14 protein-coding genes are annotated in these 21,197 nt (G+C 63.9%); 8 read left to right on the top strand and 6 right to left on the bottom strand.

Annotation, left to right across the window (positions count from 1 at the left end):
• Window positions 1-87: 87 nt before the first annotated feature.
• The 6 genes from ABDJ38_RS02355 (at window position 88) to ABDJ38_RS02330 (ending at window position 9,320) form a co-directional block, all read left to right on the top strand.
• Window positions 88-1,221 (top strand): thiolase family protein, encoded by a 1,134-nt coding sequence (locus tag ABDJ38_RS02355; RefSeq protein ID WP_346783470.1) that lies wholly within the window; start codon window positions 88-90, stop codon window positions 1,219-1,221.
• The gene (locus tag ABDJ38_RS02350) at window positions 1,221-3,563 is read left to right on the top strand and encodes a 3-hydroxyacyl-CoA dehydrogenase/enoyl-CoA hydratase family protein (RefSeq protein ID WP_346783469.1); all 2,343 of its coding nucleotides are present in this window, start codon (window positions 1,221-1,223) and stop codon (window positions 3,561-3,563) included. The genes ABDJ38_RS02355 and ABDJ38_RS02350 overlap by 1 nt, the downstream gene beginning before the upstream one ends.
• Before the next feature lie 12 nt (window positions 3,564-3,575).
• Window positions 3,576-5,366: an acyl-CoA dehydrogenase C-terminal domain-containing protein gene (locus ABDJ38_RS02345; RefSeq protein WP_346783467.1), complete on the top strand. Its 1,791-nt coding sequence runs from the start codon at window positions 3,576-3,578 to the stop codon at window positions 5,364-5,366.
• Window positions 5,367-5,422: 56 nt separating this feature from the next.
• A complete protein-coding gene (locus ABDJ38_RS02340; RefSeq protein ID WP_346783910.1) occupies window positions 5,423-6,274 on the top strand; it encodes an NAD(P)H-dependent flavin oxidoreductase in 852 nt (283 codons plus the stop codon).
• 112 nt (window positions 6,275-6,386) lie between these two features.
• Window positions 6,387-7,616, top strand: coding sequence for an NADP-dependent isocitrate dehydrogenase (locus tag ABDJ38_RS02335; RefSeq protein WP_346783466.1), 1,230 nt, complete (start codon window positions 6,387-6,389; stop codon window positions 7,614-7,616).
• 99 nt (window positions 7,617-7,715) lie between these two features.
• On the top strand, window positions 7,716-9,320 hold the full coding sequence (locus tag ABDJ38_RS02330; RefSeq protein ID WP_346783465.1) for a GNAT family N-acetyltransferase: 1,605 nt from the start codon (window positions 7,716-7,718) through the stop codon (window positions 9,318-9,320).
• Here ABDJ38_RS02330 and putP read toward each other — a convergent pair whose 3' ends face one another.
• Window positions 9,321-10,778, bottom strand: coding sequence for a sodium/proline symporter PutP (gene putP, locus ABDJ38_RS02325; RefSeq protein ID WP_346783464.1), 1,458 nt, complete (start codon window positions 10,776-10,778; stop codon window positions 9,321-9,323). It abuts the gene before it with no gap.
• 131 nt (window positions 10,779-10,909) lie between these two features.
• Between putP and ABDJ38_RS02320 the strand changes: the two genes are divergently transcribed.
• Both ABDJ38_RS02320 and ABDJ38_RS02315 read left to right on the top strand, forming a co-directional pair.
• A complete protein-coding gene (locus ABDJ38_RS02320) occupies window positions 10,910-12,676 on the top strand; it encodes a cation:proton antiporter domain-containing protein (protein ID WP_346783462.1) in 1,767 nt (588 codons plus the stop codon).
• Between the two features lie 53 nt (window positions 12,677-12,729).
• Window positions 12,730-12,900, top strand: a complete 171-nt coding sequence (locus ABDJ38_RS02315) for a hypothetical protein (RefSeq protein WP_346783461.1) — start codon at window positions 12,730-12,732, stop codon at window positions 12,898-12,900.
• Here ABDJ38_RS02315 and alaS read toward each other — a convergent pair.
• The 5 genes from alaS to ABDJ38_RS02290 all read right to left on the bottom strand — a co-directional run bounded on the left by alaS (window position 12,892) and on the right by ABDJ38_RS02290 (window position 21,132).
• Window positions 12,892-15,564, bottom strand: a complete 2,673-nt coding sequence (alaS, locus tag ABDJ38_RS02310; RefSeq protein WP_346783460.1) for an alanine--tRNA ligase — start codon at window positions 15,562-15,564, stop codon at window positions 12,892-12,894. The two genes, ABDJ38_RS02315 and alaS, sit on opposite strands and share 9 nt — an antisense overlap.
• A 93-nt stretch (window positions 15,565-15,657) precedes the next feature.
• Complete coding sequence (locus tag ABDJ38_RS02305) at window positions 15,658-16,476, bottom strand: methyltransferase domain-containing protein (RefSeq protein ID WP_346783459.1); 819 nt, start codon at window positions 16,474-16,476, stop codon at window positions 15,658-15,660.
• A 204-nt stretch (window positions 16,477-16,680) separates the two neighbouring features.
• Window positions 16,681-17,748, bottom strand: a complete 1,068-nt coding sequence (gene recA, locus ABDJ38_RS02300) for a recombinase RecA (RefSeq protein ID WP_346783458.1) — start codon at window positions 17,746-17,748, stop codon at window positions 16,681-16,683.
• Between the two features lie 136 nt (window positions 17,749-17,884).
• Complete coding sequence (locus tag ABDJ38_RS02295; RefSeq protein WP_346783457.1) at window positions 17,885-19,477, bottom strand: DUF4139 domain-containing protein; 1,593 nt, start codon at window positions 19,475-19,477, stop codon at window positions 17,885-17,887.
• Between the two features lie 173 nt (window positions 19,478-19,650).
• On the bottom strand, window positions 19,651-21,132 hold the full coding sequence (locus ABDJ38_RS02290) for a DUF4139 domain-containing protein (RefSeq protein ID WP_346783456.1): 1,482 nt from the start codon (window positions 21,130-21,132) through the stop codon (window positions 19,651-19,653).
• Window positions 21,133-21,197 lie beyond the last annotated feature (65 nt).

Below are 21,197 nucleotides of genomic sequence, written 5' to 3'. Positions count from 1 at the left end.
CGTATACGTCAACCTCTGAACTTTATCGTAACAAAACGGCGCAAAAGGTCAATCGCGCTGGAGAGAAGAGAGAAAGGCACCTTCCCCATGAGTCAGGCTGTTATCGCCGGATATGTCCGTTCGCCCTTCCATCCCGCATATCGCGGTGCGCTCGCCAAGGTACGCCCCGACGATCTGGCTGCCAACACCATCAAGGGCCTGATCGAGCGCACCGGGGTGAAGGCCGAGGATATCGAGGATCTGGTGCTCGGCTGTGCCTTCCCCGAGGGCGAACAGGGCTTCAACCTTGCGCGCCTCGTGGTGCTGCTGGCCGATCTGCCGCAATCGATTGGCGGGATCACGATGAACCGCTTCTGCGGCTCGTCGATGAGCGCGGTGCACTACGCAGCGGGCCAGATCGCGCTCGGCGCGGGCGAGGTGTTCGTCTGCGCAGGCGTCGAATCGATGAGCCGGGTGCCGATGACCGGGTTCAACCCCATGCCCAATCCTGAGCTGGCCAAGCGCAGCGCCGCCTATCTCGGCATGGGCGACACCGCCGAGAACGTGGCCAAGAAGTACAACCTTTCGCGCGCGGCGCAGGAAGAGTTCGCCGTCGCCAGCCAGAAGAAGGCGGGGGCCGCGGTCGAAGCGGGCAAGTTCAAGGACGAGATCGTGCCGATCCAGACCGCCGACGGGCTGGTAGAAGTCGATGGCACGCCGCGCCCCGGCACCACGGCGGAAGACCTCGCCGGGCTGAAGCTCGCCTTTGACGAGAACGGCAGTGTCACCGCGGGCACCTCGTCGCCGCTGACCGATGGCGCGGCGGCGCTGCTGGTGTGCTCGGAAGACTACGCCAAGGCCAACGGGCTGCCGGTGCTGGCCAAGATCAAAAGCATGGCGATCTCCGGCTGCGCGCCCGAGATCATGGGCATCGGCCCGGTCGAAGCGACCAAGAAAGCGCTTAAGCGGGCCGGCCTCACCATGGACGATATCGACATCGTGGAGCTGAACGAGGCGTTCTCCAGCCAATCGCTTGCCTGCATCGGCGACCTCGGCATCCCCACCGAGAAGATCAATCTCGACGGCGGCGCCATTGCCATCGGGCACCCGCTTGGCGCCACCGGCGCGCGGATCACCGGCAAGGTCGCCCAACTACTGAAGCGCGAGGGCAAGAAATATGCGCTCGCCACCCAGTGCATCGGCGGCGGCCAGGGCATCGCCACCATTCTGGAGGCCGAATAATGAGCGACGCAAACGTTTCTGGGCAGATCAAGAAAGTCTGCGTGATCGGTGCTGGCACCATGGGTGCCGGGATCGCCGCGCAGGTCGCCAATGCGGGCGTGCCGGTGCTGCTGCTCGACATCGTCCCCAAGGATAGCGACAACCGAAATGCCATCGCCGAAGGCGCGGTGGCCAAGATGCTCAAGACCGACCCCGCCCCCTTCATGGGCAAGCGCGCGGCCAAGCTGGTCGAGACGGGCAATATCGAGGACCATCTGGACAAGGTTGCGACATGCGACTGGGTGATCGAGGCGATCATCGAACGGCTCGACATCAAGCAGGACTTGTATGCCAAGCTGGAAAAGGTCCGCACGCCGGGCACGGCGGTGAGTTCGAACACCTCGACCATTCCGCTCGCCCATCTGACCGATGGCCGCTCGGACGAATTCAAGCGCGACTTCCTTATCACCCACTTCTTCAATCCGCCGCGCTACATGCGGTTGATCGAGATCGTGGCTGGCCCGCAGAGCGATCCGGCCACCGTCGCCAAGGTAAGCGACTTTGCCGACCGCAAGCTCGGAAAGACGCCGGTCGATTGTGAGGATTCGCCCGGCTTTATCGCCAACCGCATCGGCACCTTCTGGATTCAAGCCGCGGTAAACGCTGCCTTCGATATGGAAATTTCCATCGAAGACGCTGACGCCATTGGTGGCAAACCGATGGGTGTGCCCAAGACCGGCATTTTCGGCCTGATCGACCTGATCGGGCTCGACCTGATGCCCTATCTCCAGAAGAGCCTCACCAGCACCCTGCCCGCCGACGATCCCTACCAGAAGATCGCCCGCAGCGAAGCGCTGATCGAAAAGCTGATTGGCGAAGGCTACACTGGCCGCAAGGGCAAGGGCGGGTTCTACCGCATCAACCGCGAGGGCGGCGGCAAGGTCAAGGAAGCGATCGACCTCAAGTCAGGCGAATACTCCGCCGCGCGCGGATCGAGCGTGGTGCGCGGTTCGGCGGCCAAGGGCAACCTCGCCAAGCTGATCTCCATCCCCGGCAAAGTCGGCGACTATGCCTGGGCCATTCTCGGCCCCACCCTCTCCTATTCCGCCTCCATCGTGCCTGAGGCGACGCAGACCATCGTCGGCGTCGATGACGCGATGAAGTTGGGCTACAACTGGAAGTCCGGCCCGTTCGAGATGATCGACAAGATCGGCGCGGCCAAGCTGGTCGAGCGGCTGAAGGCCGACGGCCTGCCAGTGCCGCCGCTGCTCGAACAGGTGGGCGACGGTACGTTCTACCGGGTCGAGAACGGCAAGCGCCAGTATTTCGGCACCGATGGCGAGTATCACGATGTGGTGCGTCCCGAGGGCGTGCTGCTGCTGGAGGACATCAAGCTCTCTGCCGAGCCGATCATTAAGAATGGCTCCGCCGCACTGTGGGACGTAGGCGATGGAGTCGCCTGTCTCGAGTTCACCGGCAAGATGAACACGCTCGAAGGCGATGTCATGAAGCTGATCCAGCAGGCCGTTCCCGTGGTCGCGAAGGACTTCAAGGCGCTGGTGGTCTACAACGAAGGCCCGGCTTTCTCGGCGGGGGCCAACCTTGGCCTGGCAATCTTCGCGATGAACATCGCGGCGTGGAGCGAGGTGGAAAAGCTGGTCAAGGGCGGACAGGCCGCGCTGAAGGCGCTAAAGTATGCGCCCTTCCCTGTTGTCGCTGCGCCCACTGGGCTTGCGCTTGGCGGCGGCTGCGAGGTCTGCCTCAACTCGGACGCGATCCAGCCTCATGCCGAGACCTATATCGGCCTCGTCGAAACAGGTGTCGGCATCATCCCCGGCTGGGGCGGCTGCGGCGAGATGCTCGAACGCTGGATCGACAATCCGCGCCATCCCAAGGGGCCAATGGCGGCCGTTAGCAAGGTGTTCGAAATCATCTCCACCGCCACGGTTGCCAAGAGCGCCGCCGAGGCCAAGGAGCTGGGCTTTGTTCGGCAGAGCGACCAGATCACCATGAACCGCGACCGGCTGCTGTTCGATGCCAAGCAACGCGCGCTAAGCATGGCTGAAGGCTACCAGCCGCCCGAAAAGCCCGAGTTCCGCCTGCCCGGCGCATCGGGTCGCGCGGCGCTCAAGCTGGCGGTCGATGGTTTCCGCAAACGCGGCATCGCCACCCCGCATGACGAGGTTGTCGCCGAAGAGCTGGCCTATGTCCTCACCGGCGGTGACACCGATCCGACCGAAGTCGTCACCGAAGACCAGCTGCTAAAGCTGGAATTCGAGGGCTTCATGCGGCTGGTCCGCAATCCGAATTCGCAGGCGCGGGTCGAGCATATGCTCGAAACCGGCAAGCCGCTCAGGAACTAAGGGAGAGACGCGATGCAAGTCTATGAGGCCCCCATTCGCGACATGCGCTTCGTGCTCGAAGAGCTGCATAACGACGATGGCTTTGGCGATGTCGAAGGGTTCGAGGATTTCGATTCCGATGTGACCACTGCCATTCTCGAAGAAGCCGGCAAGCTGTGCAAGGAAGTGCTGCTGCCGATCAACTGGTCGGGCGATCAGGAAGGCTGCAAGCTCGAAAACGGCACCGTCTCCACGCCCGAGGGCTTCAAGGACGCCTACAAGCAGTTCTGCGAAGGCGGTTGGGCCGGGCTCGGGGTGGCCGAGCAGTGGGGGGGCCAGAATGCGCCCCATGCGCTGGGCAAGATGGTCGAGGAGATGACCTGTTCGGCCAACCTCTCGTTCGGGCTTTACCCCGGCCTCACGGGCGGCGCGATGGTGGCGCTGGAGGCCCATGGCACCGACGAGCTGAAAGAGTTCTACCTGCCGAAGATGGCCAATGGCGAATGGTCGGGCACCATGTGCCTGACCGAGGCCCACTGCGGCACCGATCTCGGCATGCTTCGCACCAAGGCCGAACCGCAGGACGACGGCAGCTTCCTCGTTACCGGCAACAAGATCTTCATCTCGGCGGGTGACCATGACCTCACCTCGAACATCGTGCACCTCGTGCTGGCGCGCCTGCCCGATGCCCCGGCGGGCGTGAAGGGCATCTCGATGTTCCTCGTGCCCAAGTACCTGCCCAATGACGATGGCGAACCGGGTGAGCACAACAAGGCCGGGCCGACCGCGATCGAGCACAAGATGGGCCTGAAGGCCTCGGCCACCTGCCAGATGAGCTTCGACGGCTCGAAGGGATGGATGGTCGGCGAGCCGAACAAGGGGCTCGAGGCGATGTTCACGATGATGAACACCGAGCGCGTGGCTGTGGGCATCCAGGGCCTCGGCGTGGGCGAGATCGCCTATCAGTCGGCGGTCTACTACGCCAAGGACCGCTTGCAGGGCCGTTCGCTTTCGGGCGTCAAGAACCCCGATGGCCCGGCCGATCCGATCATCGTCCACCCCGACGTGCGCCGGATGCTGATGACGATGCGCGCCTATAACGAGGGCTGCCGCGCTCTGTCCGCATGGGTCAGCCGCGCGCTAGATGCCTCGCATTCCGCGCGTGAACCCGAGGTACGCGAACGAGCGACCGATTTCGTGGCGCTGATGACCCCGGTGGTCAAAGCCCTGTTCACCGATCTGGGCCACGAAAGTGCGCAACTGGCGGTGCAGGTCTATGGCGGGCACGGCTACATTCAGGAATCGGGCGTCGAGCAGTTCGCGCGCGACGCCCGGATCGCGCAGATCTACGAGGGTACGAACGGCATTCAGGCGCTCGATCTCGTGGGCCGCAAGCTGCCGCACCGGATGGGCCGGAACCTGCGCAGCTTCTTCCACCCGGTCTCGCAGTTCTGCGAAGATCATGCCTCCGATGCCGACATCGGCAAGCTGGTCGGCTCACTGCAGCAAAGCTTCGGCGCGCTCCAGCTTTCGACCGGGCACATCGCGCAGAAGGGCCTGAAAGATCCCGAGGAAGCGGCTGCGGCGGCGAGTGACTACCTGCGCCTGCTGGGCTTCGTCGCCATGGGTTATTGCTTCGCGAAGGCGGCCAAGGTCGCCCATGCCAAGCTGGCCGAGGGCACTTCGGAAGAAGGCTTCTACAAGGCCAAGCTCACCACCGTGCAGTTCTTCTTCGACCGTCTGCTGCCCGTCGCCACAGCGCAGTTCATGGCGATCAAGAGCGGCAAGGCGAGCATGATGGAGCTGCCCGAGGACGCGTTTTGAGCGCGAAGGTAGAGGCCTTCGCGCAGCGGCTGGCGATCCCCGCCATCGTTGCGCCGATGTTTCTTGTTTCGGGGCCCGACCTTGTAGTGGAATGTTGCAAGGCAGGCCTCGCGGGCACTTTTCCAGCGCTGAACCAGCGCTCCAGCGCCGGGTTCGACGAATGGCTCTGCGAGATCGAAGAGCGCTGCGGGCAAGATGCCGCGCCCTATGGCGTCAATCTGATCGTCCACAAGTCGAACCCACGCGTCGAGGCTGACCTTGAGATCTGCGTGAAGCACAAGGTGCCGCTGGTCATCACCTCGCTCGGCGCGGTGCCCGATCTGGTGGCGGCGGTGCATTCCTATGGCGGCCTGGCGTTTCACGACGTGGTCCAGCGCCGCCACGCCGAAAAGGCCGCCGAGGCAGGCGTCGACGGAATTATCGGCGTCGCCGCAGGGGCTGGCGGACATGCCGGCACGCTAAGCCCCTTCGCGCTGCTGAGCGAGATCCGCGAGGTGTTCGATGGCCCGCTGATCCTCTCGGGCGCGATGAGCCACGGGCGCCACATCGCCGCCGCGCAAATGATGGGAGCGCAGTTCGGCTATCTCGGCTCGCACTTCATCGCCGCCGCAGAAAGCATGGCGAGCGATCCGCAAAAGCAGATGATGATCGCCTCTGGCGCCAAGGACATCACCTATACCGACAAGGTCACCGGCGTTGGTGCCAACTTCCTTGCTCCAAGCCTGGCCGAAGCCACCCTGCCCGATGGGCACGGCGAGATGACGCTCAACGATGAGGCCCGCGCGTGGAAGACGATCTGGTCGTCCGGCCACGGCGTTGGCGCCACCCGCGCGGTGCGCTCTGCCGCCGCCATCTGCGAGCAGCTGATCGCGGAATATCGGGCAGCGCGCGCAGCTTTCTGCGAGTAATTCGCAAGCTCAACAGCATGACCTCGGCTCGGCTTGCGCTCGCGCCCGCGCACCCTTAAGAGGCTCGCCAAACCATATTTCCGCAAACATTCGCAAGAGACAGGGACAGTTCATGGCCAAAATCAAGGTGCTCAATCCGATCGTGGAGATCGACGGCGACGAGATGACGAAGATCATCTGGCAATGGATCCGCGAGCGGCTGATCCTGCCCTATCTCGACGTTGACCTGAAGTACTACGACCTCTCGGTCGAAAAGCGCGACGAGACCGACGACCAGATCACCATCGACGCCGCCAACGCGATCAAGGAATATGGTGTGGGCGTGAAGTGCGCCACCATTACCCCGGACGAGGCCCGCGTCGAGGAGTTCGACCTCAAGCAGATGTGGCGTTCGCCCAACGGCACGATCCGCAACATCCTGGGCGGCACCATTTTCCGCGAGCCGATCGTGATCGACAACGTGCCGCGCCTGGTGCCCGGCTGGACCGACCCGATCGTCGTCGGCCGTCATGCCTTCGGCGACCAGTATCGCGCCACCGACACCCTGATCCCCGGCGCGGGCAAGCTGCGCATGGTGTTCGAGGGCGAGGACGGCAAGGAAATCGACCTCCTCGTTCACACCTTCGATCAGCCCGGCGTGGCGGTCTCGATGTACAACCACGACGAGTCCATCCGCGACTTCGCGCGCGCCAGCTTCAACTACGGCCTTGATCGCGGCTGGCCGGTGTACCTGTCCACCAAGAACACCATCATGAAAAAGTACGATGGTCGCTTCAAGGACCTGTTCCAGGAAGTGTTCGACACCGAGGGCTTCAAGGAGAAGTTCGAGGAAGCCAAGATCTGGTACGAACACCGCCTGATCGACGACATGGTGGCCGCCGCGCTCAAGTGGAATGGCAAGTTCATCTGGGCCTGCAAGAACTACGACGGCGACGTGCAGTCCGACGTGGTGGCGCAGGGCTTCGGCTCGCTCGGCCTGATGACCAGCGTGCTGATGGCGCCCGACGGCAACACGGTGGAAGCCGAGGCTGCGCACGGCACCGTGACCCGCCACTATCGCCAGCACCAGCAGGGCAAGGCGACCAGCACCAACCCGATCGCCTCGATCTTCGCATGGACCCGCGGCCTGATGTATCGCGGCAAGTTCGACGACACCCCCGAAGTGGTGGCCTTCGCCGAAACGCTTGAGCGCGTCTGCATCGAGTGCGTCGAAAAGGGCAAGATGACGAAGGACCTCGCGCTCCTGATCGGTCCGAACCAGAGCTGGATGACCACCGAGCAGTTCTTCGAAGCCATCGTCGATGCGCTAGAAGTGGAAATGAAGGCGCAGGGCCTGGGCTGATCTGGCTATGCCTCGCGGAACGGCCCGCCGACCGCGAAGTTATGATAACGGGGCGCGCGACGGCGGTCGCGCGCCCCTTTTCGTGTCACAGGAGATTGCATGACCAAAGCCCGCCTCGAAGTCCGCGCCGCCGTTCCCGCCGACGTCCGCCGCATCGCAGCGCTCGCCAAGCGTGTTTACGAGGACTTCGTACCCTACACGCAGGGCGAAATTCGCGGACAGATCAACAATTACCCCGAGGGTTGCTTCGTCGCCGTGCTTGACGACAAGCTGGTCGGCTATTGCGCCACGATGCGTATCAGCGGTGAAAAAGCGCTGCGTCCGCACACCTGGGACGAGATCACCGGCAACGGCTATGGCAGCCGCCACGAGGCCACCGGGGAGTGGCTTTACGGCTATGAGATGTGCGTCGACCCGAAGGTGCGCGGCACGCGGATCGGGCGGCGGCTCTATGAAGAGCGCAGGTTCCTCGCCGAACAGCTCGAACTGAAGGGCATCGTCTTTGCCGGGCGCATGCCGAACCTTCAGAAAAGCTGGCGCCGGGTGGAGAGCGCCGACGACTATCTCGAAAAGGTCATCTCGGGCAAGATCCATGATCCGGTGCTGCGCTTCCAGCTCGCCAACGGGTTCGAGCCGCTGGGCGTGCTGCCCGGTTACCTGCCCGAGGATCGCCGCAGCCGAGGCAATGCGGTGCAGATGGTCTGGCGCAACCCCTTCGTCGATCAGGAGGCGAGTGCGCAGCTGTCCGTCCCGCGCGGGATCGAGAACGTCCGTATCGCCGTCTGCCAGTTGCAGGCGCGCGCAGTGAAGGACTTCGACGAGTTCATTCGCCAGGTGCAATATTTTGTCGATGTTGCAAGTGATTACGAAGCAGACTTCATTCTTCTTCCCGAGCTGTTCACGCTGATGCTGTTGAGCGCGGAAGAGGAGGAGCTGTCACCACTCGAAAGCATCGAGCTGCTCTCACGGTATACCCCGCGCATCCGCGAGGCGCTTTCGGAGATGGCACTGAGGTTCAACATCAACATCATCGGCGGCTCGCACCCCACGCGGATGGACGATGGCGACATCCACAATATCGCCATCGTGTGCCTGCGCGACGGCTCGATCCACGAGCGCGAGAAGATCCACCCCACCCCCAACGAAGCCTATTGGTGGAACATCAAAGGTGGCGACTCCATCGACGTGATCCAGACCGACTGCGGCCCGATCGGCATCCAGATCTGTTACGACAGCGAGTTCCCCGAACTCTCGCGCCGCCTTGTCGACCAGGGCGCACGCATAATCTTCGTGCCGTTCTGCACCGACAGCCGCCAGGGCTACATGCGGGTGCGCTATTGCGCGGCTGCGCGGGCAATCGAAAACCAGTGTTTCGTGGTGATGGCGGGCAACGTCGGCAACCTGCCCAATGTCGGCAACATGGACATCCAGTATGCCCAAAGCTGCATTCTCACCCCCTGCGACTTCCCCTTCGCGCGCGACGGCATCGCCGCCGAGGCGAGCGAGAACGTCGAAACACTGACGATTAGCGACGTGAACCTTGCCGATCTCTCCTGGGCGCGCGCCGAGGGTACGGTGCGCAACCTTGCCGACCGTCGACACGATCTTTACCGCATCGAGTGGAACGAAGACGGCGGCGGCTCAGGTGCGGGCGATGTGCAAGGCCCGGCCCCGCGTCGGGGACACGGGCCCGGCGGCGGCTGATCAGGCCGCCGCTTCCGGCGCGCCCGAGGTTGCCTTGCTCACGAGCCAGATCGCCAGCCACGCGGCGGCAAAGCCCGGGATGATCTCATAGACACCCGTCGCCTCGGCAGCGCCCGAGAAGATCCATGTGATCACCACGGCGGTGCCCGTGACCAGCCCGGCCAATGCGCCTGCGCCCGTCATTCCGCGCCAGATCAGCGACAGGATGATCAGCGGGCCGAAGGCAGCGCCGAACCCGGCCCAGGCGTTGGAGACGAGGCCAAGCACCTCGCTGTCCGGGTCGGCGGCAATGGCAATCGCCGCCACTGAAACCAGCAGCACGCAGATCCGTCCGACATTGACCATCTCGCGCTCGCTCGCCTGCTTGCGCAGGAACAGGCGGTAGAAGTCCTCGGTCAGCGAGCTGGAGCTGACCAGAAGCTGTGAACTGATCGTGCTCATGATCGCGGCCAGCAGCGCTGCCAGCAGGAAGCCGGTGACGAAGGGGTGGAACAGCGTGTTGGCCAGAAGGATGAAGATCGTTTCCGGATCGGCCAGTTCGATGCCGGGGTTCAGCTCGACATGCGCGCGGCCCACCAGCCCCACACCCAGCGCACCAATCAGTGCCACGAACATCCAGCTCATGCCGATGTTGCGGGCGGCTTTGATGCCGCCATCGCGCACAGCCATGAACCGCACGATGATATGCGGCTGGCCGAAATAGCCTAGGCCCCATGCAATGGCAGAAATGAAGCCAATCGCCGATAGCCCGCCGAACCAGCTGAGGAAATTGGGATCGACGTCGCGCAGCGTTGTGGCGACCGTGCCCACCCCATCATCGAAAATCACCACCAGCGGCATGACCACCAGCGCCACCACCATGATGCAACCCTGCACAAAGTCGGTAAGGCTCACGGCGAGAAAGCCGCCCACCATGGTATAGGCGAGCACCACGCCCGCAGTGAGCACGACGCCCGCCATATAGGGGCTCATGCCGAGAATCGGCTCATCAAGGAAGCTCGCCGCGAACAGCTTGCCGCCGCCGACCAGCCCCGCCGCGCTGTAGACCGAAAAGAAGATCACCACGATGACCGCCGAAACCACGCGCAGCGCAGTCGCCTTATCGGGGAAGCGGTTGGCGAGGAATTGCGGAATCGTCAGCGAATTGCCGTAAGATACGGTCTGCTCGCGTAGGCGCGGAGCCACGATCAGCCAGTTGACCAAGGCGCCGATAAACAGGCCGATGCCGATCCAAGCCTCGACCAGGCCTGACACATAAAGCGCGCCGGGCAGGCCGAGCAGCAACCAACCGGACATGTCCGATGCCCCGGCGGACAGCGCCGCGACAGCTGGTGGCAGGTTGCGGCCACCTAACAGATAGCCTTCGGAATCTTCTGTCGACTTGCGCCAGGCGTAAAGCCCGATGCCAAGCATGAGAATGAAATACAGGGCGAGCGAAATGAGGGTCGGCGTCTGCATGGCCCCTGACATACGGAAACAAGCCGCTTTGTCACCCTTCATAACAAAATTCGTCAGGAAGCTGCGTGCGCTTGCGCATTGCAGCAATATTGTCGTTGTCCTGCCATGCACTTTTGTCGATAACTGGCACCATGCATGGATCTGCCCACCTTTCGCCAATGATGTCCGATGCGCTAGTGATCCTGGGGGCGGCGGGGATCGTGATCCCGCTCTTCGCGCGCTTCCGGATCACACCGATCATCGGGTTCATTCTTGTCGGCCTGCTGGTCGGCCCCTATGGCCTCGGGCGCATGGTGGAGGATTATCCATGGCTCTACCATGTCACGATTTCAGAGCCGGAAGGCCTTGAGCCCTTCGCCGAATTCGGAATTATCCTGCTGCTGTTCACCATCGGGCTGGAGCTGAGCTTCAAACGCCTGTGGCAGTTGCGCAGGCTGGTGTTCGGGCTCGGCGCGCTCGAGATCGTGGTGATCGGGGCGCTGATTACTGCAATTCTCTATTACACCGGCCAATACTGGACAGGCGCACTGGCGCTGGGCCTTGCCCTCGCCTTTTCCTCGACCGCGCTGGTGCTGCCGATTTCGGGCACCACCTCGCCGGTGGGTCGGGCCGCTTTGTCGATGCTGTTGTTCGAAGACATCATGATCGTACCGGTGATCTTCCTGCTCGGCGCGCTCGCCCCTTATGCCGAGGCGGACGGGATGGCAGGCCTGCTATCGACTATCTGGCAGGGACTGTTCGTAGTGCTGATCATGATGGTGGGCGGGCGCATGGTCTTGCCGCGTCTGTTCGCCCAGGCCGCGCGCACCAAGAGCCCGGAGATATTCCTGGCCGCCTCGCTGCTGGTGGTCATCGGGGCGAGCCTCGCCACCACCGCCGTCGGCCTGTCGCCCATCGTCGGCGCGCTGATTGCCGGCCTGCTGATCGCCGAAACCGAGTATCATACCGAGGTTGAGGGGATCATGGAGCCATTCAAGGGTCTCGCGCTCGGCGTGTTCCTGCTCACGGTCGGCATGGGCATCGACTTTTCGATGGTGTGGGACAACCTCGGCACCATCGCGCTGGCTGTGGTCGGGATCCTGCTGCTCAAGGCCGTGGTAACCGGCGTGCTGCTGCGGTTCATGGGCGCGCGGCGGAGCACCTCGGTCGAAACCGGCATTCTGATGGCCAGCCCCTCGGAGACGACGCTGATCGTCCTGACTGCCGCCACCAGTGCGGCGCTGGTAAGCCGCGAGGTAGGCCAGTTCTGGCAGACCGTGACCGCAATCGGCCTTACCATCACCCCGCTTCTGGCCTTGCTCGGCAAGAACCTCGCGGGGCGGATGGATCCGGCGCCCACGCTTGAGGAAGTCGACGAAAACCCGCGTGCGCCGCATGTGGTGATCGTCGGTTTGGGTCGCGTCGGGCGCTTGGTGGCGCAAATGCTGGCGCGGCACGACAAGGCCTATATTGCCATCGATTCCAATCCCGACCTCGTTCAGGATGCACGGCGCGACGGCTATGTCGCGGTCTATGGCAATGCGATGCGCGCCGACGTGCTCGAAAAGCTGGGCATCGACACCGCGCCCGCCGTGATCCTGACCATGGACGAACACGTGCTGGCGCAGCAGCTGGTGCGCAAGCTGCGCGAACAGCATCCGGAGCTGCCGATTATCGCCCGCGCGCGCGACAGCGTCCACGCTGCCGAGCTATACCGCAGCGGCGCAACCACCGCCGTGCCCGAGACACTCGAAAGCTCGCTGCAACTATCCGAAGCCGCACTGGTCGATCTGGGCGTGGCAGTCGGCCCGGTGATCGCCTCGATTCACGAAAAGCGCGACGAGATGCGCGAAAAGATCCAGCAGGGTGCTGACCTTGCCGAAAAGCCGAAGCTGCGCACGAGCACGACGAACGGTTGACCGCGCGGGATACCGTTCACCCTCCCATGCGTTGATGCAGAAAGGAGGTTCGCATGAGCGACAAAAAAGATCCCACCAAGCCGACCAGCAACGATGAGAAGTTCAAGCCGCAGAACGTGGCAGACGGAAGTCCGTCAGGCGGTCAGAACGAGCGCGACATGAAGGACGTACCGCGCGGCAGCGAAGGCGAGCGCCGCCGCTCCGCACAGCATCGATCAGGCTGAGCCCGCGGACAGCAGGGCGCGCACGGCGGCAATGGCATCGTCGGCCTTGTCGCCGTCCGGACCGCCGCCCTGCGCCATGTCCGGGCGGCCGCCGCCGCCCTTGCCGCCAAGAGCTTCCACGCCCGCGCGCACCAGATCGACGGCGCTGAAGCGATCGGTCAGATCGTCGGTGACGGCGGCGGCGAAGGCGGCCTTGCCCTCATTGACCGCGCATATCGCCGCAACCCCTGACCCCATCCGGCCCTTGGCTTCATCAAGCAGCCCCCGCAGTTCCTTGGGGTTCATGCCCTGCAGAACCTGGCCCGAGAAGGCGACGCCGCCTATGTTCTCGTCCGCCGCTGGCGCGACACCGGTCGCACCGCCGCCGCCGAGTGCCAGCTGCTTCTTCGCATCGGCCAGCTCGCGTTCGAGTCGCTTGCGTTCATCAACCAGTGCAGCAACCCGCTCCTCGACCTCGTCAGGCGAGGTCCGCAGCGTGTTGGCGACCGCCTTCAAGGCCTCTTCTCGGCCTACCACCCATTGGCGCGCGGCCTCGCCGGTCAACGCCTCGATCCGGCGCACGCCCGAGGAGACGGCGCTTTCCGACACGATGCGGAACAGCGCAATATCGCCCGTCGCGCGCACATGGGTGCCACCGCACAGCTCGACCGAATAGGTCCTCCCCGAGCCGCCGAAATTGTCCTGCCCCATCGAGAGTACGCGCACTTCCTCACCGTACTTCTCGCCGAACAGCGCCATGGCCCCGGCCTCGATGGCATCATCAGGGCTCATCAGCCGGGTGGTGACTTCATTGTTCGCGCGAATCTGCGCGTTCACCTCGGATTCAATTGCGGAGATGTCCTCGGAGGTCAGCGGCTTGGGATGCGAGAAATCGAATCGCAGCCGCTCCGCTGCCACCAGCGAGCCCTTCTGCGTCACGTGGTCGCCAAGCTGACTGCGCAACGCCGCATGCACGAGGTGCGTGGCCGAGTGGTTCGCCCGGATCGCATCGCGCCGTTCGGCATCGACCGCAAGGTGAACGGTGTCACCCACGCTGATCTGCCCGGCCTCAATGGTCCCGTGCATCGCGTGGAGCCGCCCGAGCGGCTTGGAGGTGTCGGTGATCGCGATCTTGAGGCCATTGTCGCCAGTCACGACCCCGGCATCGCCCGACTGCCCGCCACTCTCGCCATAGAACGGCGTCTGGTTGGTGAGCAGGATCATCTCCTGCCCGGCATCGGCGCTGGCGACCTCCTTGCCATCGACCACCAAGGCGACCACCCGGCCCTCGCCCTTGTCGGCGGTATAGCCGGTGAACTCTGTCGCGCCTTCGCGCTCAACCACGTCGAACCAGACCTCGCTGTCAGCCGCCGCGCCCGAGCCCTTCCACGCCGCACGCGCTGCCGCCTTCTGCTGCGCCATCGCCGCATCGAAGCCCTCGCGGTCGACGCCGATGCCGCGCGAACGCAGCGCGTCCTCGGTCAAATCATAAGGGAACCCATAGGTGTCGTAGAGCTTGAAGGCCGCCTCACCGGGCAGGTTCGTGCCCTCGCCCAGCGTGGCAACTTCATCGTCAAGCAGGCGAAGCCCCTTTTCCAACGTTTGCCGGAAGCGCGTTTCCTCGCGTTCGAGCACCTCGGTGATCAGCGCCTGCGCCCGCGACAGCTCGGGGTAAGCCTGCCCCATCTCGGTTACGAGCGCGGGCACGAGGCGGTGCATCAGCGGACGGTCGGCGCCGAGCAAGTGCGCATGGCGCATGGCGCGGCGCATGATGCGACGCAGGACATAGCCGCGTCCCTCATTAGAGGGCAGCACGCCGTCGGCGATAAGGAAGCTGGTCGAGCGCAGGTGATCGGCAATCACGCGGTGGCTGGCGATCTGCTCACCCTCGGCCTTGGCCTTCACGAGGTCTTCGCTGGCCTCGATCAACGCGCGGAAGGTGTCGGTCTCGAACACATTGTGCACGCCCTGAAGCACGGTCGAAATGCGTTCGAGCCCCATGCCGGTGTCGATCGACGGACGCGGCAGGTCGCCGACGATGGCGTCGGCTTCCTGAATGTGCTGCATGAATACGAGATTCCAGATCTCGACAAAGCGGTCGCCATCCTCGTCGGGCGATCCCGGCGGGCCACCGGCGATCTCCGGGCCGTGGTCCCAGAAGATTTCCGAACTGGGGCCGCAGGGGCCATCCGAGCCCATAGCCCAGAAATTGTCCTTGGTGGCGATACGGATGATGCGCTCGTCGGGGAGCCCCGCGATCTTGCGCCAAAGCTCGGCGGCCTGATCGTCGGTGTGATAGACGGTGACCAGCAGCCGCTCGGGATCGAGGCCAAGCTCGCGCGTGACCATGCCCCAGGCCAGTTCGATCGCGCGTTCCTTGAAGTAGTCGCCGAAGCTGAAGTTGCCGAGCATCTCGAACAGCGTGAGATGGCGGGCAGTATAGCCGACATTATCAAGATCGTTGTGCTTGCCGCCGGCGCGCACGCACTTCTGGCTGGTCGTCGCGCGCGGAGCGGGCGGCGTCTCAAGTCCGGTGAAGACGTTCTTGAACGGCACCATCCCCGCGTTGACGAACATCAACGAAGGATCGTTGTAGGGAACCAGCGGTGCCGACGGCACAACCGTGTGATCGTTGGCCGCGAAGTAGTCGAGAAACGCGCGGCGAATGTCGTTGGTCGATTGCATCGCGTCGAATTAGGGCCTGTTCGCCTGCTCGACAAGCATGTTACGCGCACAATGGTCAGGCTCGTGCGCCTCGTACACCACCAGTCCGACCTCCTAGCTACGCTGTGCGGAGACCAGCCAGGCCGCAGCCGGCAGCGAAACGATACCTTCGCGACAGTTGCGCTCCGATAACGCGTCGAGCTTGGTCAGGAAGGTCTGGCGCTCATCTTGATCCAGCTCGCCAAGGGCCCTGGCAGCGGGGCCGATGGTGCAGAAGTAATCGCGCGCATCGGCCACCGGGTCTTCACCTGTGCCCACGATCATCGGAAACTCGACAGGCGCGAAGGTTATGTCTGTCCACCCGGCGGCGGAAAGTATCTGCTCGACATAGGATGCATCAGCAAAGGCAAAGGGGCCAGGCGCGCGAGGATCTGATTGGGCCGGCTGCGGCAGCAGGCGCGCGACCTCAGTCATGAAAGGGTTGAGCGAAGGCGCTCGAAAGCACGAAAACAACAGCTTTGCCGAAGGAGCCGCAACAGCAGCCAGGTTGGCGAAGGCAGCCGTAGGATCGCCGAAAAACATCACGCCATGACGCGAGATCAGTTGATCAGGTGCGAAGGCATCTTCTGGCCTCCAGGTGGAGGCGTCGTGGCAGACGAAAGTGACATTACCGAATCTCTCGCCGCGAGCCTGCGCCGCCTCGACAAGGTGCGGCGAGATGTCGAGGCCGCACACCTGCACGGCCGGACGGTTACGTGCGACAGCCAGTGACAGCTCGCCAGCGCCGCAGCCGATATCGAGGACCTCGCGAAACTCCAGGCTACGTAAACGGGTAAGGAGACGATCGGTGAGAATGCCGAAGCTGCGGTCGGTCCGGCGCCAGTTGTCGGCCCAGCTTGCGCCTTGGCTTCCCTGCCAGTCAGTCTTGTCCAATATGCCATCCCCCTGCTTGATGGTCGGTTTCGCCAGTTCTGTTTCGATGTCATTGCAGCTCATGCACCGAAACACCGCGATGGCTCAAGTCCGGGCCAGTGCGAATGCGAGGAAGCCGACGCTCGGACACGGTATAAGTGTCTTCGCGCCGGCTCCGGTTCGCAAGGGGGGCTGCTGTCATCGCTGCCCGACCCTTCTTGAGGATCAGTCGTCGGAGTCCGCGTCCGGCCCCGTCATCATCTCCTCGGCGACCGCATCGGTCTGGCTGCGAATCGCAGCTTCGATCTGGTCGCAAATCTCGGGATTTTCCTTCAGGTAAGTTTTGGCGTTCTCGCGGCCCTGGCCGATGCGGATGCTATCGTAGCTGAACCACGAACCCGCCTTCTCGACCACGCCGGCCTTCACGCCGAGGTCGAGGATCTCGCCGATCTTTGAAATGCCCTCGCCATACATGATGTCGAACTCGACCTGCTTGAACGGCGGGGCCACCTTGTTCTTCACCACTTTCACGCGTGTCGAGTTACCGGTAACCTCGTCACGGTCTTTAATTGCCCCGGTGCGGCGGATGTCGAGGCGGACAGAAGCATAGAATTTCAATGCGTTACCGCCGGTCGTCGTTTCCGGGTTGCCGTACATCACGCCGATCTTCATGCGCAGCTGGTTGATGAAGATCACCATGCACTTCGAACGGTTGATCGAACCGGTGAGCTTGCGCAGACTCTGGCTCATCAGGCGGGCCTGCAGGCCGACATGGCTGTCGCCCATCTCGCCCTCGATCTCGGCGCGCGGCACCAGTGCAGCCACCGAATCGACCACCAGCACGTCAATCGCATTCGAGCGCACCAGCGTGTCCACGATCTCCAGCGCCTGCTCGCCGGTGTCGGGCTGCGACACGATCAGCTCGTCGATATCGACGCCCAGTTTCTTCGCATAGACGGGATCGAGCGCATGTTCGGCATCGACGAAAGCCGCCGTGCCGCCCCCCTTCTGCGCCTCGGCGATCACGTGCAGCGCGAGCGTTGTCTTACCCGAGCTTTCCGGGCCATAAACCTCGATCACGCGGCCTTTGGGCAGGCCCCCCACGCCCAGCGCAATATCGAGGCCGAGCGAGCCGGTGGAAATCGCTTCCACCTGCATGGCTTCCTTCTGCCCCAGCTTCATGGCGGAGCCCTTGCCAAAGGCGCGATCAATCTGTGCGAGAGCGGCGTCCAGCGCCTTCTGACGGTCCACGGTTTTGCGATCCTCTTCAACCAGCTTCAATTGGGTAGCCATGACACGGTCTCCGCTCTGTCGCTAGGGCCTCATGCCCTTCGTCCACGAGACCGGTGTACCCACTTTGTTCCATGAGAACAAGAGTGGAACATAAAATTTCCTACATTTTTCCTGCTTAGCACCGCAAAACGCAGGATCAGCGCAGGGTCGAGCGCATCTGCCAGTCGAAATCGGTGGTCGAATTTTCCGCGATCTGCACCTCGACATAGCGGGCGCCATTCTTCGTCAGCAGGCGCTCACGCGGGAAGCGATAGTCCCACCCGGCTTCCCGCCCGAGCATGATTCGCATGGTCACTCTATGCGGATTGGCATTGGTGACGCGCGCGCGCATCGGCATCCAGCGCTCGCCATACGAATCGGGCTCGGCCGCGCCGAGCCGCGCGCACTGCGTGAACACCTGGGGACTTTGGCCGATATCCAGCTCGACATCCTGCCCCACGGCATAGTCTCGCAGGTCCAGCTCGCTCACCAGCAGGTTGCCCGCCGGCGACGGCTCGAACAGCGCCATATTGCCGAGCGGCAGCGCCGCGCCGAGGCCGTGCGCCTCGTCGTTCTTCGTGACCAGCATCAGCGTGGCGGGAGTGAAATCAGCCCGATCTTCGCGGCTCGGAAAGGGCGTCCACGGTACGCATTGGTCGGCGCGATAGACGATCCGCCCTTCGACCTCAGGCCGGTCGAGGAAGGCGATCTGCTTGAGGCCCTTGGCTGAAACCGTCACCGGCTCAGGCACGCGATAGAGCTTGAGGTCGCCCAGATCTTCCTCGGTCGCCCGCATCGTCGCGGTGACGACGATTTCCTCGTCAGCCTCCGCGCGCGCGCGCATCGCGACGGGCGCATACATGACCATGGGCGCAGGCGGAGGGGCGGGAGGATTGAAGTAGAGTTCTGGCGACCCGGCAGCGGTGCTGCCGATCGGATAGCAGGTGAGTCGCAGCGGACGCGCACGCGGAGGCTCTGCCAGACCCTCGAAGTCGCTCTCGACGTTGATCGTGCCGGCGACGGCCATAAGCTCGGCGTTCTCGAAGCTCTGGCCGTTGTCGTTGAGCACCGTCAGCCAGCTTACCAGCCTTAACCGCGCGTCCTCGCGCGCGCCCGCTTCGACGAGCGTGGCGACATAGTTCGCCTCCCAGTCGAAACCCCAGGCGAGGTACGACAACGTCACCGTGTAGGTGCCGCCGCTCGCATCGCGGGTGTCGATGGAGAACACTGGCTCGGACGAGAGCCCCGCGGGTATGCGATCGAAGGCAAGGCTTTCGGGCAGGCCCGAGCAGCGCACCGGCTCGAACCCCTCGCTGGTTTGCAGGACGAGGCCGCCATCGGCGCGGGTGCGGACCACGGCACTCTCGCTCGTCTGCGCGCCGGTGCCCGGATTGGTGCGGGTGATGCGGACACGGTTGCCGAGCGTCCCGTCGACCAGCGCGGCGGGGCTCAGGAGGTCGGCATTGCGGTTCTTCTCGATGGTGCCGCCGGGAAGGCCCGTGACGATGGCCGAGACCGCCACCATCCCCTCGGCCACGCCGGTGAAGCGGATGCGCGATTCGCCCGGTGGCAGCGTGACCGTACGGACTTCGGAGATCATCGCGAAGCCTTGCGGGTTGTCGCGGTCGAGCCGGTCGCCGGGGGCGCGGTTGGGGTCGCGGTAGATGGTGACGGCTTGTTCGGTGGGGGCGGAGGCTTCGATTGTTGGGCGGTCTTGCGCGGCGGTGGGGGCGGAGAAGCACAGGGCCAATGTGAAGAGCGCAACAGCTCCTCTCCCGTTTACGGGAGGGGCTGGGGGTGGGAATGGGCCCGCAGGGCCCACCCCGCTGCGACTAGACAGCAAGCTGCCAAGTCTCGCTGCCCCTTCCGTAAACGGGAGGGGAGTTTTATTGCTGGATCTTCTGAGGCGCACCACCCGCGCCCTTAGTACTTCGTCTCGTAAGTCACGCGGACCACGCGCTCGCCATTGGCGGGCACGGTCACGCGGTAGAGGCGGGTATCGGCGTTCAGCTGCTCGCCTGCGATATCTTCCGAGACCACGCGATAGTCATTGGCCCAGTAGCCGCGATCGAGCCCCGATTGGCGGAATTCGACTGTGACCGGCTCGCTCTTCGCATTGGTGAAGCTGTAGCGCATCGTGGTGCGATAGTAGTCGACCGCCCGGTCGACCTCGACTTCGCGGGTCACCTCGCCATTCTCGATCACGCGGTAACGCGCCGAGCGCTCATAGTCGGCGGCGGTGATCTTGTCGCGGCGCTCGACCTCGACCTTGCTGTACACGTCGAAAGCATCGCCGGTGCGTAGAGACAGCACGCTGCCCATCGGGGTGTGGCCGATGGAATTCTCGCCAATGAACTGCGGGTTTCCACTCGCATCGCGCTGGTAGAACCGCACCGTGCCGGCAGGCAGCGCATCGCCCAGCCCGCCTTCGCGCGAGGAATTGAAGCTGATCGCAGAAGACACGCTCTGCCAGTCGTCCCATGTCGCCAGCCAGCCCGCGCCCGCCGAATAGACGCGGTTTGCGGGAACGCCCTGCACGTCAAGGAAGCTGACCTGCTTGGTCTGATTGTTCGCAATCGTGGTGCGGCCCTCGATCGGGTAGAGATAGAAGTCGCCCAGCCGTTCGCGATCGGCGTTCTGGGTGCCCGGACGCACCATATCGCTGCGGCGCACATTGCGGCCACCGCCCACATTGCCTGCCACCAGCAGTGTGTCGGCATTGGTGAAGGTGGTGCCGGTGGTGTTGGTGAGCGTCACCCATCCCTGCATGTCGACCGTGCCCCGCGCTTCGTCGAACAGCGCGACATAGTCGCTCGACCAGCCGAGGCCGGGGGTGAGATAGCGGATCGACGCGGGCCGCGTTCCGCCGCGCGAACTTTCAAGATTCACCGACAGCGTGGGCCGCGCCCGCAGGTTCGGTGGCAGCTGGTCGAAGATCACCCGCACCGGCAGGCCATCGTCGCGCAGCACCTCGACCTGTCCGTTCACGCGGATCACCACCCCGCCCACGGTCGAGAGCACCTCGGCACGCTGGCGGGTTTCCGCACCGGTGGCGGGATTGGTGCGGATCAATGTGACCTCCTGACCCACGGCCTTTTCCATCAGCTTTTGCGGGGTGAGCAGGTCGAAGTCGAAGTTCTGTTCGATGATCGTGGTGTCGGCGGCGTTGAAGCTCAGTGTCTCGGGCCGGATCATCGCCGAGACATCGGGAAAGGTCACAGTCGAGCGCCCGCGCGCGATATCGAGCTGGCGCACGTCCTGCACCAGGCTCTGGCCGTTGTTGTAGATCGTAACCGCAAGATCGCCCTGCGCGCTCGGCTCGTTGGGGTCGCCTTGCGCAGAGGCGCTCGCGGCAGTGGCAGCGAGCAGGCAGGCAGCGAAGGTGGTGCGGGCGTGGCTGAGCATCTGGCGAATCTTCCCTCTCGTAAAGCTTACATTGAGGTAGCACGGCCTGAGCGCGCGCTGAACGG

Source organism: Aurantiacibacter flavus, assembly GCF_039710615.1.
Classification (GTDB): domain Bacteria; phylum Pseudomonadota; class Alphaproteobacteria; order Sphingomonadales; family Sphingomonadaceae; genus Alteraurantiacibacter; species Alteraurantiacibacter flavus.
Note: the sequence above shows the minus strand (reverse complement) of the source record. Positions and strands in the feature narration are given on the sequence as shown.